The sequence below is a fragment of the Mesorhizobium sp. M4B.F.Ca.ET.017.02.2.1 genome, assembly GCF_003998955.1.
GTDB lineage: Bacteria > Pseudomonadota > Alphaproteobacteria > Rhizobiales > Rhizobiaceae > Mesorhizobium > Mesorhizobium abyssinicae.
Genome location: NZ_RZOF01000139.1, coordinates 1 through 14,220 on the forward strand (window position 1 = coordinate 1; position 14,220 = coordinate 14,220).

The 14,220-nt window shown below is 64.3% G+C and carries 11 protein-coding genes and 1 pseudogene; 9 read left to right on the forward strand and 3 right to left on the reverse strand.

Annotation, left to right across the window (positions count from 1 at the left end; genetic code table 11):
- The 3 genes from EN738_RS17760 to EN738_RS17770 form a co-directional block, all read left to right on the forward strand.
- Positions 1–238 (forward strand): ABC transporter permease subunit (locus EN738_RS17760; RefSeq protein ID WP_127284820.1); only part of this gene is annotated, 238 nt, incomplete at its 5' end.
- A gap of 12 nt (positions 239–250) precedes the next feature.
- The gene (locus EN738_RS17765) at positions 251–1,408 is read left to right on the forward strand and encodes an ABC transporter permease (RefSeq protein ID WP_127284821.1); all 1,158 of its coding nucleotides are present in this window, start codon (positions 251–253) and stop codon (positions 1,406–1,408) included.
- 97 nt (positions 1,409–1,505) lie between these two features.
- Positions 1,506–3,836, forward strand: coding sequence for an ABC transporter ATP-binding protein (locus EN738_RS17770; RefSeq protein WP_127284822.1), 2,331 nt, complete (start codon positions 1,506–1,508; stop codon positions 3,834–3,836).
- A 12-nt stretch (positions 3,837–3,848) separates the two neighbouring features.
- On the opposite strand, the gene EN738_RS17775 is transcribed toward EN738_RS17770, so the two are convergent.
- Positions 3,849–4,445: a transglycosylase SLT domain-containing protein gene (locus EN738_RS17775; RefSeq protein ID WP_127284823.1), complete on the reverse strand. Its 597-nt coding sequence runs from the start codon at positions 4,443–4,445 to the stop codon at positions 3,849–3,851.
- Positions 4,446–4,662: 217 nt separating this feature from the next.
- Here EN738_RS17775 and EN738_RS17780 point away from each other — a divergent pair, with 217 nt between their 5' ends.
- Both EN738_RS17780 and EN738_RS17785 read left to right on the forward strand, forming a co-directional pair.
- Positions 4,663–6,201: a trimethylamine methyltransferase family protein gene (locus tag EN738_RS17780; protein WP_145966869.1), complete on the forward strand. Its 1,539-nt coding sequence runs from the start codon at positions 4,663–4,665 to the stop codon at positions 6,199–6,201.
- Positions 6,202–6,278: 77 nt separating this feature from the next.
- The gene (locus EN738_RS17785) at positions 6,279–8,705 is read left to right on the forward strand and encodes an FAD-dependent oxidoreductase (RefSeq protein WP_127284825.1); all 2,427 of its coding nucleotides are present in this window, start codon (positions 6,279–6,281) and stop codon (positions 8,703–8,705) included.
- A gap of 26 nt (positions 8,706–8,731) precedes the next feature.
- On the opposite strand, the pseudogene EN738_RS17790 reads toward EN738_RS17785, so the two are convergent.
- Positions 8,732–9,124: pseudogene (locus EN738_RS17790) on the reverse strand (DoxX family protein).
- Between the two features lie 196 nt (positions 9,125–9,320).
- Between EN738_RS17790 and EN738_RS17795 the strand changes: the two are divergent.
- Positions 9,321–9,809, forward strand: coding sequence for a hypothetical protein (locus tag EN738_RS17795; protein WP_127284830.1), 489 nt, complete (start codon positions 9,321–9,323; stop codon positions 9,807–9,809).
- A gap of 140 nt (positions 9,810–9,949) precedes the next feature.
- Here the strand turns inward: EN738_RS17795 and EN738_RS17800 are convergent, their stop codons facing one another.
- Positions 9,950–10,729 (reverse strand): VOC family protein, encoded by a 780-nt coding sequence (locus tag EN738_RS17800; protein ID WP_127284826.1) that lies wholly within the window; start codon positions 10,727–10,729, stop codon positions 9,950–9,952.
- A gap of 173 nt (positions 10,730–10,902) precedes the next feature.
- On the opposite strand from EN738_RS17800, the gene EN738_RS17805 reads away from it, so the two are divergent.
- The 3 genes from EN738_RS17805 to preA all read left to right on the forward strand — a co-directional run.
- Entirely contained in the window at positions 10,903–11,637 is a 735-nt protein-coding gene (locus tag EN738_RS17805; protein WP_127284827.1) for a gamma-glutamylcyclotransferase, read from the forward strand.
- 113 nt (positions 11,638–11,750) lie between these two features.
- Complete coding sequence (locus tag EN738_RS17810) at positions 11,751–13,115, forward strand: NAD(P)-dependent oxidoreductase (RefSeq protein ID WP_127284828.1); 1,365 nt, start codon at positions 11,751–11,753, stop codon at positions 13,113–13,115.
- A 2-nt stretch (positions 13,116–13,117) separates the two neighbouring features.
- Positions 13,118–14,220 (forward strand): NAD-dependent dihydropyrimidine dehydrogenase subunit PreA (preA, locus tag EN738_RS17815; RefSeq protein ID WP_127284829.1); only part of this gene is annotated, 1,103 nt, incomplete at its 3' end.

A 14,220-nucleotide genomic window follows, 5' to 3' on the forward strand; every position in this document is an offset into this window, starting at 1 on the left:
GATCGCGCCGTTCACCGTCATCATGCTGCAATTCCCCTGGCTGCTCACCGGCGTCGTCATCGTCGAGGTGATGTTCCGCTACCAGGGCTTCGGCTACACGCTGGTGGAGGCTGCCGGCAACAACGACATCGACCTTCTGCTCGGCTGCTCGCTGGTCTCGGTGTTCATCGTCTTGATCACGCAGCTCATCTCCGATGTCGGCTACGCGTTTCTCAATCCGCGCATCAGAGTTCAGTAGGGGGCGAAGCGGATGCAGCTCGAATATATCAGTGCCTTCAATGTCGTGCTCGGCGTCATCTCGCGGTTCTGGCCGGTCTGGATAGCGCTCGCCATCGTCCTGGGGGCGAGCTTCGTCTACAAGAAGAAGCTCGGCCTCTACGGCCAGCTCTTCGACAGCGGCGTCGGCATCGTGGGCGTCGGCATCTGCCTGTTCTGGCTGTTCACGGCGATCTTCGCTTCGACCATCTCGCCCTTCGATCCGCTGGCGCAGGTGCCGGTGATGAAGGACGCGCTGCCGGGCGCGATCGAGCCGACCTCGAAGCTCATCTACTATTTCGGCGGCGACAAGCTCGCCCGCGACGTGTTCTCGCGCATGGTGTTCGGCAGCCAGATCGTGCTGATCATCGCGCCGGCGGCCACCGGCTTCGCGCTGATGGTCGGCATCACGCTCGGCCTGCCGGCCGGGTACTATGGCGGCAGGATCGACACATTCCTGTCCTTCCTCGCCAATCTGGTGCTCGCCTTCCCAGTGATCCTGCTGTTCTACCTGCTGGTGACGCCCGGCATCATGGACACGCCGATCCCCTATGCGATGGCCGGGCTGTTTTTCCTGTTCCCGATCATCTTCTTCAGCGTGCTGTTCTGGACCCGCTACAAGAACCGCCCCGACCGCCTCTATATCCTGCTCGGGCTGACGCTCGTCATCGGCGGCTGGATCTATGCCGGCCTTGTCTTCGACGCCGATCCGCTGAAGATCGTGCATATCGATCCCAACCAGCTCAACATCTTCGTGGCGGTGGTGTTCGCTTCCAGCCCCGGCGTGTTCCGCATCGTGCGCGGACTGACCATGGACATCAAGACGCGCGACTATGTGGCGGCGGCGCAGACGCGCGGTGAATCGCCGTGGTACATCATGCTGTGGGAAATCCTGCCCAACGCCCGCGGGCCGCTGATCGTCGATGCCTGCCTGCGTATCGGCTACACCACGATCCTGCTCGGCACGCTCGGCTATTTCGGCCTCGGACTGGCGCCAGAGAGCCCGGACTGGGGCACGGCGATCAAGGACGCCAGCCGGCTGCTGCGCTCCTTCATCCACCCGGCGCTGCCGCCGACGATCGCGCTGATGTCGTTCGTGCTGGGGCTGAACCTTCTGGCCGATTCCCTGCGCGAACAGTCGATGAAGGATTGATGGCGGGGTCGAAGGCCCCCAAGCATGATCCCGAAAAGTGGTACCCGGTTTTCGGATATGATCATGCTCAACTAGAGACCAAGGATTGGAGCGACCCATGAACGAGGCAGTTCGAAATCCCGGCAAGCCGACCCCTGGGCCGATCATCGAGATCGAGAACCTGTCGATCTCATTCTTCACGCGCAAGGGCGAGATACCGGCCGTCATGGACTTTTCCTGCACGGTCATGCCTGGCGAGGCGATGGGCATCGTCGGCGAGTCCGGCTGCGGCAAGTCGACCGTGTCGCTCGGCATCATGCGCGACCTTTCCAATATCGGAAAGATCGTCGGCGGCAAGATCAAGTTCCAGGGCAAGGACATGGGCGAATTGTCCGAGGATGAGCTGCGCGCCATCCGCGGCAACAAGATCGCCATGATCTACCAGGAGCCGATGGCGAGCCTTAACCCGGCGATGAAGATCGGCCAGCAACTGATGGAAGTGCCGCTGATCCACGACAAGGTGTCGAAGGAGGAGGCCTACAGCAGAGCGCTGGAAATGGTGCGCGCGGTGAAGCTGCCGGATCCCGAGCGCATGATGCGCTCCTACCCGCACCAGCTCTCGGGCGGCCAGCAGCAGCGCATCGTCATTGCCATGGCGCTGTTGTCGAAGCCGGCGCTGCTTCTGCTCGACGAGCCGACCACGGCGCTCGACGTGACGGTGGAGGCGGGCATCGTCGACCTGGTCAAGGGGCTGGGCGAGAAGTTCGGCACCTCGATGATCTTCGTGTCGCACAATCTGGGCCTCATCCTGGAGACCTGCGACAAGATCACGGTGATGTATTCGGGCGAGGCGGGGGAGACCGGCAAGATCAAGGACGTGTTCGACCGGATGCGCCACCCCTATACGCAAGGCCTGTTCCGCTCGATCCCGCTGCCCGGCGCCGACAAGAATTCCCGGCCGCTGATCTCGATCCCCGGCCAGTTGCCGTTGCCGCACGAGCGGCCGAAGGGCTGCAACTTCGGCCCGCGCTGCCACCATTTCGTCGAGGGCGTCTGCAACGCCGCCGAAATCCCGATGATCGCAGTCGATGGCCATGAGGGCCATTTCTCGCGCTGCGTGCGCTTCAACGAGATCGACTGGGAGGCGCTGCCACCGGGCGCCAAGAAGGTCAATGAGAAGGTCGAGCCCGGCGCGCCCGTGCTCAAGATCCAGGACCTCAAGAAATACTACAGGGTCGGCGGCAGCGAAGTGTTCGGCTCGAGCGAGGGCCGCGTCGTCAAGGCCAACGAGACGATCTCCTTCGAGGCGCGCGAATCCGAGACGGTGGCCATCGTCGGCGAATCCGGCTGCGGAAAGTCGACGCTGGCCAAGGTGCTGCTCGGGCTGGAGACCGCGAGCTCCGGCAGCGTGACGCTCGGCAACAAGGAGATCCAGTCGACCGGCATCGAGAGCCGCAACGTCGAGACGGTGTCGTCGATCCAGATGGTGTTCCAGAACCCGTTCGATACGCTGAACCCCAGCCACTCGGTCGGCTCGCAGATCATCCGCACGCTGGAAAAATTCAATGTCGGCAAGACGGTGGCCGAGCGCCGCAAGCGAATGCTGGAGCTGCTCGACCTGGTGAAGCTGCCGAGGGCCTTCGAGACCCGCAAGCCGCGCCAGCTTTCGGGCGGCCAAAAACAGCGCATCGGCGTGGCGCGCGCCTTTGCCGGTGACGCCAAGGTGGTGGTGGCCGACGAGCCGGTTTCGGCGCTCGACGTCTCGGTGCAGGCGGCGGTGACCGAGCTGCTGATGGACATCCAGCGCAAGAACAAGACGACGATGCTGTTCATCAGCCACGATCTGTCGGTGGTGCGCTACATCGCCGACCGCGTCGTCGTCATGTATCTCGGCTATATCGTCGAGCAGGGGACGACCGACCAGATCTTCTCGCCGCCCTACCATCCCTATACCGAGGCGCTGCTATCGGCGATCCCGATCGCCGATACCAGCGTGGTCAAGAAGCACATCGTGCTCGAGGGCGACATTCCGTCGGCGATGAACCCGCCGACCGGATGTCCGTTCCAGACGCGCTGCGGCTACAAGAAGCTGGTGCCGGACAATCTGTGCGAGACCAAGGTGCCGCCGGTGAAGAACCTCGGCGACGGCCATATGAGCCTGTGCTGGCTTGCCGATGACGTGCTGGCGAAGATGGATCAGGTGATCAAGTTCGACAAGGAGCACGCCGCGCATGAGGGCGTGCCGGAAGATGTGCACGGCGCGGGGCCGGGTTTGACAGGAACGGCTCCCAACCGGCCGCGTGGCAAATCGTCGACTCCCGAAGCGGACCAGATCGGCGAGGCCGTGGAGCAGGACCAGGCTGGAATGCGAGCCCGTCGCAACAAAGTGCGCGACGAGACTTCCGAAACCGGTGCTAAAAAGCCGAAAGATACGACAAGGCGGCACTAATACCGGAAGGGGCTAGTTTCCACATTGCCGTAGCTGCGCCGCATAGTCCCGCGCCATCTTCTCGGTGGCGCGGGCGTAGTTCTGCACGCCGGCATCGCCGCGATTGCCGCGACCGTACGCCGTCCAGCCAAGATAATAGGCGAGATAAAGATTGTAGGTGTCGGTGCGGGCGACGCCGTAGGTGTCGGCGGTCTTGGAATGATACCAGCCGACGAAGTCGACCGCGTCGGCAAAGCGGGTGCGGCGCGCCGCCCAATTGCCGGTCTCGCTCTGGTACTGCGACCAGGTGCCGTCGAGCGCCTGCGAGAAGCCCGTGGCCGACGAGACGTGCTTCCACGGAATGAAGCCGAGCAGCTTGGTGCGTGGCGGCCTGGCGTTGCTCTTGAAGCCGGATTCCTTGCGCACCGTCGCCATCAGCACCGGCAACGGCACGCCATATTTCTGCTCGGCGCGCTCGGCCGCCGCCTGCCAGTTGTCGAACCAGCCGTCATTCTGGTCGAAGACGGCGCAGACGTCGTTGATATGGCTCGGCGGCGTCGCGCAGGCCGAAAGCGCCAACGCCAGCAGCACGGTGACGGCTACAATTTTACTAAAACTCGACCTACGCATCGGCAGACGAATAGGCCGAAAACATAAAGGGATTCTTGCGGCGTTTCTTAACGGCTGGCGAGCCATCGTCGCCGCTCCGGGCCGGTATTATAATTTCGACTCTCGATGTCGCTTTTGTCGCAATGGAATTCCAGAAATGCCGCCTTGGCTAAAATCACGCCTGCAAATGGCGGATTTCTGACAGCCGCGCTTTCGTGCCGGCGCTCTGATGTGCGGCATGATCGAACCAAGACGCAAGCGCGGCACTGAGCGAACCAGCAACCGGGGGCCGTCCGCGATCCCGCAATTGCCGGCAAGGCGGGTGACCAACCCCTATCCGCCGATGGCGCTGCTCTCGGCCGACCAGATCGAGGCGATCCATGAAGCCTCGATGCACATCCTTGAAAATTTCGGCATCGAGGTGATGAGCCCACGGGCGCTGGCGCTGTTCGAAAAGGCGGGTGCCAGGGTCGATCACGCATCGATGAATGTCCGCATCGATCGCGGCATGGTCGCCGAGGCACTGAAGACGACGCGTGCCAGCTACGCGCTTACCCCACGCAACTCGGCCCACGCCATCCATCTCGGCGGCAACACGATCAATTTCACGCTCGTCGCCGGGCCGCCCAACGTGCACGACATGGAGCGTGGCCGCCGCGCCGGCAATTTGCGCGACTATCAAGACCTCGTGCGGCTGGCGCAGCATTTCAACTGCGTCCACATGCTCGGCAACCAGGTTTGCGCGCCGATCGAACTGCCGGCCAATTCGCGCCATCTCGACACCTACTTCGCCAACCTGACGCTGACCGACAAATGCTTCCATGTCTCGGCGATTGGCCGGGGGAGGGCGCTCGACGGCATCGAGATGATGGCGATCGCGCGGGGGCTGACGCTTGATCAGATGCGCGACGACCCGGGCATCGCCACCATCATCTCGGTCAACTCGCCGCGCCGTTTTGACGAGATGATGGCCGAGGGTCTGATGACCATGGCCGAGTTCGGCCAGTCGGTGGCGGTGACGCCGTTCACGCTGATGGGGGCGATGAGCCCGGTGACGCTGGCCGGCGCGCTGGCGCAGCAGAACGCCGAGGCGCTGTTCGGCGTCGTGCTGACGCAGCTCGTCCGGCCCGGCGCGCCGGTCATGTATGGCGCCTTCACTTCCAATGTCGACATGAGGTCGGGCGCCCCGGCTTTCGGCACGCCGGAAAATACCAAGGCCAATATCGCCTCCGGGCAACTGGCGCGGCGCTATGATTTGCCGTACCGCACGACGCCGGGTTCGGCCTCCAACGCCGCCGACGCGCAAGGCGCCTACGAGACGCTGATGGCGCTATGGGGCGCGGTGCTCGGCCACGGCAACCTCGTCTACCACGCCGCCGGCTGGCAGGAGGGCGGGCTGACGGCATCGTTCGAGAAGTTCATCATCGACGTCGAGATGATCCAGCACATGATGGAGTTTCTGCGCCCGATCGTTGTCGACGAAGGGGAGCTCGCGGTCGAGGCATTGGGCGCGGTGCCGACCGGCGGCCATTTCTTCGGCGAGCCGCATACGCTGGAGCGCTACGCCACCGCCTTCTACCAGCCGATGCTTTCCAACTGGCAGACTTACGAAGCCTGGCAGGAAGCCGGTGGCCTCGACGCGACCGCGCGCGCAACGCGGCTGTGGAAGAAGGCGCTGGAGGAGTATGCTGAGCCGGCGATGGATCCTGCCGTGCGCGAGGCGCTCGAAGCCTATATGGCGCGCCGCAAGGAAGCGATCGGGCAGGGCGAGCCGTGACTTCAGCGCCGGCGCGAGGCGCTGCCTTTCCGATTCATCTTATCTTCCTAAACCGCTGAATTAACGAGAAAAAACCCATGAAATCGCATGCAAAGGTCGTGGTCATTGGCGGCGGTGTCGTCGGATGCTCGGTGCTGTTCCATCTGGCTCGCCACGGCTGGACCGATGTCGTACTGCTGGAGCGCGACGAACTGACCTCGGGCTCGACCTGGCACGCGGCCGGCGGCATGCACACCATCAATGGCGACCCCAACGTCGCCAAGCTGCAGAAATACACGATCTCGCTCTACAAGGAGATCGAGGAATTGTCCGGCCAGGCGACCGGCGTGCACCTGACCGGCGGCGTGCTGCTGGCGGCAACCGAGGCGCGGCTCGACTGGCTGCGCGGTGTCGTCGCCAAGGGCCGCTATCTCGGCATCGACCTAGAAGAGATCTCGCCCAACGAAGCAGCCGAGCTGATGCCGCTGCTCGATCCAAAGCAATTCGTCGGCGCCGTGCGCAACAAGGAGGACGGGCATCTCGATCCGTCCGGCGTGACGCATGCCTATGCCAAGGCGGCCCGGAAACTGGGTGCGGAGGTCGAGCGCTTCACCAAGGTCGAGGACATCGTGCGCCGGCCCGACGGCTCATGGCGCGTCATCACCAACAAGGGCGAGGTGGTGGCCGAGCATGTCGTCAATGCCGGCGGCCTGTGGGCGCGCGAGGTCGGCCGCATGGTCGGCCTCGAACTGCCGGTGCTCGCCATGGAGCACATGTACCTGATCACCGAGGACATGCCCGAGGTCGCCGCCTGGAACCAGAGGACCGGCACCGAGATCATCCATGCGGTCGATTTCGACGGCGAGCTCTATCTGCGCCAGGAGCGCGGCGGCATGCTGATGGGTACCTACGAGAAGGCCAACAAGCCGTGGTCCGAGTTCCAGACCCCGTGGAATTTCGGCCATGAACTGCTGGAGCCGGACATCGATCGCATCGCGCCGTCGCTGGAAGTCGGCTTCCGGCATTTCCCCGCCTTCCAGAACACCGGCATCAAGCAGATCATCAACGGCCCCTTCACCTTCGCGCCGGATGGCAATCCGCTGGTCGGGCCGGTGCGTGGCCTGCCGGGCTTCTGGGTCGCCTGCGGCGTCATGGCTGGTTTCTCGCAGGGTGGTGGCGTCGGGCTGGCGCTGTCCAACTGGATGATCGAGGGCGACCCCGGCGCCGACATCTGGGCCATGGATGTCGCGCGCTACGGCGACTGGGCGACAATGGCCTACACCAATGCCAAGGTGCGCGAAAATTATTCGCGGCGCTTCTCGATCCGCTTCCCCAACGAGGAACTGCCGGCCGGACGGCCGCTGAAGACGACGCCGGTCTATGACGCCCTCTCGGCCAAGGGCGCGCAATGGGGCGTGTCCTACGGGCTGGAGGTGCCGCTCTGGTATGCCCCTGACGGCGTCAGGGACGAGTTCTCTTGGCGGCGCTCGAGCGATTTCGACCATGTCGCGAAGGAAGTGGCGGCGGTGCGCGGCGGCGTCGGCCTGGCGGAGATTTCCAACTTCGCCAAATACGCGGTGACCGGCGAGGGCGCAGCCGCCTGGCTCGACCGCATGCTGGCCTGCAAGCTGCCGAAGCGCGGCCGCATGACGCTGGCGCCGATGCTGAAGAATGACGGCAGGCTGATCGGCGATTTCACGCTGGCCAACATCGACGACGGCGAGTGGTTCATCGCCGGCTCCGGCATCGCCGAGCAATACCATATGCGCTGGTTCGAGGCGCATCTGCCGAAGAACGGTTCGGTGCGCATCGAGGCGCTGGGACAGAAGTTGACCGGGCTGGCCATCGCCGGACCGAAGGCGCGGGATGTTCTGGCGAAAGTGACGCGCGCGGATGTCGCCAACGCCGCATTCCCCTTCATGGTGGTGGCCAGGATGGACATCGGCATGGCGCCGTGCCTGGTCGGCCGCGTCAGCTATACCGGCGATCTCGGCTACGAGATCTGGGTGGCGCCGGAGTATCAGCGCGCCGCCTTCGGGGCGTTGATGGCGGCGGGCGAGGAATTCGGCATCGGCCTGTTCGGGTCGCGCGCGCTCAATGCGCTGCGGCTGGAGAAAAACAATGGCTCATGGGCGCGCGAGTACCGGCCGATCTACGGGCCGCTGGAGGCCGGCCTCGACCGCTTCGTGGCCTACGGCAAGGAGGCGGACTTCATCGGCAAGGCGGCGGCACTGGCCGAACGCAAGCAGGGCGGCAAGCTCCGGCTGCGCGCCTTCATCGTCGAGGCGGATGATGCCGACGTCATCGGCGACGAGCCGATCTGGTTCGACGGCACCGTGCGCGGCTGGGTCACCTCGGGCGGCTACGCGCATCACGCGAAAAGGTCGGTCGCCATGGGCTATGTGCCGAAGGAGATCGCCGACGAGGCCGACGGCTTCGAGATCGAGATTCTGGGCAAGCGCCATGGCGCGCGCATCCAATCGGCGCCGCTGTTCGACGCCAATTTCGAGCGGATGCGCGCCTGAAACCAGGCGCGCATCCGTTTCGCAGGTCACGCGTTGCGGCGGTTGTCCAGCGCGAAGGCGCCGGCGCCGGCAAACACCAGATAGAGGAAGATGAAGCAGAACGAGATCGCCGAGTCGCCGCCATTGTTGACCGGGAAGAAGTCGCGCGGCGCATGCGCCATGAAATAGGCGATCGCCATCTCGCCAGCCAGAAGGAACGCCACCGGCCTGGTGAACAACCCCAGGGCCAGAAGGATGCCGCCGGCGAATTCAAGGATGCCGGCAGCCAGAGGCAACCCGCTCAAGGCACCAGCGTGCTCGCCGACAGGGAAATTGAACAGTTTCTAGGTGCCATGCTCGATGAATTGCAGCGCAGTCACGATGCGCAGCACGCCGAGCGCCTGTGGCCGGTACTGGGAAAGACCTTCGAAAAGCTTCATCTAAAACTCCATTTTGCCTCCCCGCCTGGCCATAAAATATCGCCCGGCAATGGACCACTCACTTCCGATGCCCTGCCTTCAACAATCGGTGAGTGAAAATGGTTTCATCTCCCAAAAATATTTCCCTTCATGGTTGCATAAGTATCGCTATGGTTGTATTGATGCCGGTATGCCAACCATCCGAGTTCCCTTCGCCATGAAAACAATCGTCATCAGCCTGTTCGCAATCCTTGCAGGCACCAGCTTCGCCATGGCTGCCGACAGCGGCTGTGATGCCTTCAAATGGCCGGTGGCACGCGAGCAGGCACTGTTTGCGGCAGCGCCGGCCGCGCAGTCCGGCGCTGCCCTGACGGTCGGCCAGGCGATGGATTTCACGCTCGCAGCGGTCGACACGGTCAGTTTTGAAGTGCCACCGGACCGTGCGCCGGCAGCCGGCACGTTCGGCGCGACCGCAAGCATCGTCGTGCCGCCTGAAGGAGAGCTGCAGGTTAGCCTGTCGGATGAGGCCTGGATCGATATCGTGCAGGACGGCCATGCCGTGAAGTCGGCTGGGTTCAGCGGTGTGAAGACCTGCCCGGGCATTCGCAAGAGCGTGCGCTTCAAGCTGTCGGCCGGCCCGGCCACCGTCCAGCTCAGCGGCAGCAAGAAGGCCGACCTCAAAGTCGCCGTTCTGACGCCGGAGTAACGCACTAGGGTGAGGTCGGCGGGACGGCGCCCTCTCTGTCTTGCCCGTCCTCCGCAGTAGTTGCGGAGGAGGGCCGGACAATCCGCCCAAGCGGGAGATCGGCTGTTGCTGCCGCTTTCACCAATCGCAATGCGGTGGTTTTACCGCATCGGCGCGATGAGCGCGAAATGCGCGCCTTGCGGATCCGTGCATTGCACGATCCAATCGCCGCCGGGCACCTCCATTGGGCCCATGATAACCTTGCCGCCATTGTCGGTCACGCGCTTGGCCGCGGCGTCGATGGCGGCGACGTTGAAGTAGAACTGCCAGACCGGCACAGGGATCTGTTCGGGCTTATTCATCATGCCGCCGACGGGCTCGCCGCCAAAAGCGAAGACCTGGTAGGTGCCCATCGCCGGGCCCATGTCGAAGTCGCCGGCCTTTGTCCAGCCGAACTGCTCGGCATAGAAATCGAAGGCTGCCGTCCAGTCCGTCGTGTAGAGCTCATGCCAGCCGATGTGGCCTGGCGTTCGCGCCGGCACCGGCGGCTGATCGGGCTGGTTCGGCTGCAGGAACATGAAGGTCGCGCCTTGCGGATCGGCAACGACGGCGAAGCGCCCGACGCCCGGAATGTCGCCGGGTGCGCGGTGCACGGTGCCGCCCGCGTCCTTGAGCGACGCGGTCGCGCCGTCGGCATCCTTGCTATGGATATAGCCGAGCCAGGCGGGCGGCATACCCATCTTGGCGGCATCCTCGGGCAGCGTCATCAAGCCTGCGACGCCGCGCTCGCCGACATTCATGACGATGTAGCGCGGCATGCCGGGCGAGGTATCGAAGGGTTGCCCCTTCCAGCCGACAACGGCTGTGTAGAAGGCCTCGGCGGCGTCGAGGTCGGTTGTCATCAACTCGTACCAGAAGAACGGCATCGGGGATTTCGGCATCGTCATGCTCCTTGGTTTTCGTCGGTTGATCATCCCGTGACCGATCTTAGGATGATCCGGCGACAGGAATCCGACATGGGCCGGAAATCGACGGCGGCAAGGCGCTGTGCCTGCAATCTTGCGCGCCATGCGGTTTTCGCCTTTGCTTGTCCGTCAATGAGGGGATCACGATCATGCGGCAGATGTCGCTCACGCCGGAGCTTGTGGCGCTCTGTCATCGGGAGGAAGCCGATCCAGGTCCGGACGGCAGCTGGACGCAATTGAACGACGATGATTTCCGCGCGCTTGCCCAGCGTCTGTCCGGCGAAGCCGACGAGGGGCCGCTGTGGGTGTTCGCTTATGGCTCGTTGATCTGGAAGCCGGCCTTCGATTCCGTCGAGCAGCAGCGCGCCTCGGCCCATGGCTGGCATCGGTCGTTCTGCCTCGACATGGTTCGCTGGCGCGGCAGCGCCGCGCAGCCCGGGCTGATGATGGCGCTGGAACGGGGCGGCCGCTGCGACGGCGTCATCTATCGCCTGCCGGACGGTGAGAAGCCGGCCCAGATCGAAAGGCTGCTGCGGCGCGAGATCGATGATCACGAAAGCGTCGCCTCGGTCCGCTGGGTTCCGGTGCGCACCGCGCAAGGGCCGCGCAAGGCGCTAGGCTTTTGGGTCGGGGTGACCGGCAGGGGTACCTCGCTCGGCCAGCCGCTGGAGAAGGTGGCGCATGTGCTGGCCCGTGCCTGCGGCCATGTCGGCTCCGGCGCCGAATATCTCTACAACACCGTCAGTCACCTCGAGACGTTCGGCATCCACGACCGCAATCTGTGGCGGCTCCAGGAACTGGTCGCGGAGGAGATCAGGTCGATCCATGGCCCGGGCAGCGAAAGCGCCGGGTCATTCGAGCCCTCCGTGCTTGCCATAACATGAGTATAATTATCATGTTTTTATAGAGCCTTTTCAGCGACTTGGCCGAAAATTGACCAATTGATAAAAAAATAAAACGTGCTAGCCTTCCCCAAAACAAAACAAGGGGAACCGGAATGGCGACTGGTCATTTCAAAGAGGGCATAGCCGGCGGCCGGCTGTCGTCCGAACAGTATGCCGACAATTTTTCCGACCTGCATCCGCCGCTCGACCATCACGAGGCGCTGGTCGAAAGCGATCGCTGCTATTTCTGCTACGATGCGCCGTGCATGAATGCGTGCCCGACCTCGATCGACATCCCGCTGTTCATCCGCCAGATCTCGACCGGCAATCCGCTCGGCTCGGCCAAGACCATTTTCGACCAGAACATCCTTGGCGGCATGTGCGCCCGCGTCTGCCCGACCGAGACGCTTTGCGAGGAAGTCTGCGTGCGCGAGGTGGCCGAGGGCAAGCCGGTGCAGATCGGCCGGCTGCAGCGCTACGCCACCGATGTCGCAATGAGCGAGGACAAGCAGTTCTATGCGCGCGCCGAACCGACCGGAAAATCTGTCGCCGTCGTCGGCGCCGGGCCGGCCGGGCTTGCCGCCGCGCATCGGCTTGCCCGCCATGGCCATGACGTGACCATCCTTGAGGCGCGGCCGAAGGCCGGGGGCCTCAACGAATACGGCATCGCCGCCTACAAGAGCGTCGACAATTTCGCCCAGGCCGAGGTCGACTACGTCACCTCGATCGGCGGCATCGACATCCAGAACGGCAAGGCGCTCGGCCGCGACTACCAGCTGTCCGACCTTATCCGGAACTACGATGCCGTGTTCCTCGGCATGGGGCTTGGCGGCGTCAACGCGCTGCGTGCCGACGGCGAGGGCAGCGATGGTGTCACCAACGCGGTCGAGTTCATCGCCGAACTGCGTCAGGCCAGCGATCTTTCCGGCCTGCCGGTCGGCCGGCGCGTCGTCGTCATCGGCGGCGGCATGACGGCGATCGACGCCGCGGTGCAGTCGAAGCTGCTCGGCGCCGAGGAAGTGACGATCTGCTACCGGCGCGGCCAGGAGCACATGAATGCCTCCGGCTTCGAGCAGGATCTGGCCGCTGCCAATGGCGTCACCATCCGCCACTGGCTGCAGCCGAAGCGGGTCATCGCCGAGAACGGCAAGGTGTCGGCGATCGAGCTCGAATACACGGCGATGGACGGCGACAAGCTGGCCGGCACCGGCGAGCGGCTCACGCTCGCGGCCGACCAGGTGTTCAAGGCGATCGGCCAGAGCTTTGTTCCGGCCGCGCTGAACGGCAGCGGCGCGGAGATCGAACTGGAAGGCGGCCGCATCAAGGTCGATGCCGAGGGCCGCACCTCGCTGGCGAAGGTTTGGGCCGGCGGCGACTGCATCTTCGGCGGCGACGACCTAACCGTTTCGGCGGTGGCGCAAGGCCGCGACGCGGCCGAAAGCATTAACCGGGCACTGACCTCTAACGGGAGGGCATGAGCATGGCAGATATCAGGAACAATTTCGTCGGCATCAAGTCGCCCAATCCGTTCTGGCTGGCCTCGGCGCCGCCGACCGACAAGGCCTACAACGTCATCCGCGCCTTCCAGGCGGGCTGGGGCGGCGTGGTCTGGAAGACGCTCGGCGAGGAGGGGCCGCCGGTGGTCAACGTCAACGGCCCGCGCTACGGCGCGATCTGGGGCGCCGACCGCCGCCTGCTCGGCCTCAACAACATCGAGCTGATCACCGACCGCGAGCTGCAGACCAACCTGCGCGAGATCAAGCAGGTCAAGCAGGACTGGCCGGACCGCGCCGTCGTCGTCTCGCTGATGGTGCCGTGCGTCGAGGAAAGCTGGAAGGCGATCCTGCCGGTGGTCGAGGAGACCGGAGCCGACGGTATCGAGCTCAATTTCGGCTGCCCGCACGGTATGTCGGAACGCGGCATGGGCTCGGCGGTCGGCCAGGTGCCGGAATATATCGAAATGGTGGTGCGCTGGTGCAAGGCAAACACCCGCATGCCGGTCATCACCAAGCTGACGCCCAACATCACCGACATCCGCAAGCCCGCGCGAGCGGCCCACGCAGGTGGAACGGACGCGGTGTCGCTGATCAACACCATCAATTCGATCACAGGCGTCGATCTCGACAGTTTCGCGCCGCAGCCGACCATCGACGGCAAGGGCTCGCATGGCGGCTATTGCGGCCCGGCGGTGAAGCCGATCGCCATGAACATGGTGGCCGAGATCGCGCGCGATGCCGAGACCCGCGGCCTGCCGATCTCCGGCATCGGCGGCATCACCACATGGCGCGACGCGGCGGAATTCATGGCGCTCGGCGCCGGCAATGTGCAGGTCTGCACGGCGGCGATGACCTACGGCTTCAAGATCGTGCAGGAGATGATCGCGGGCCTCGAGAACTGGATGGACGAGAAGGGCCACGCCTCGCTCGCCGACATCGTCGGCCGCGCCACGCCCAACGTCACCGACTGGCAGTATCTCAACCTCAACTATGTGGCCAAGGCGCATATCGACCAGGATGCCTGCATCAAATGCGGCCGCTGCCACATCGCCTGCGAGGACACCTCGCACCAGGCGATCACCAACAT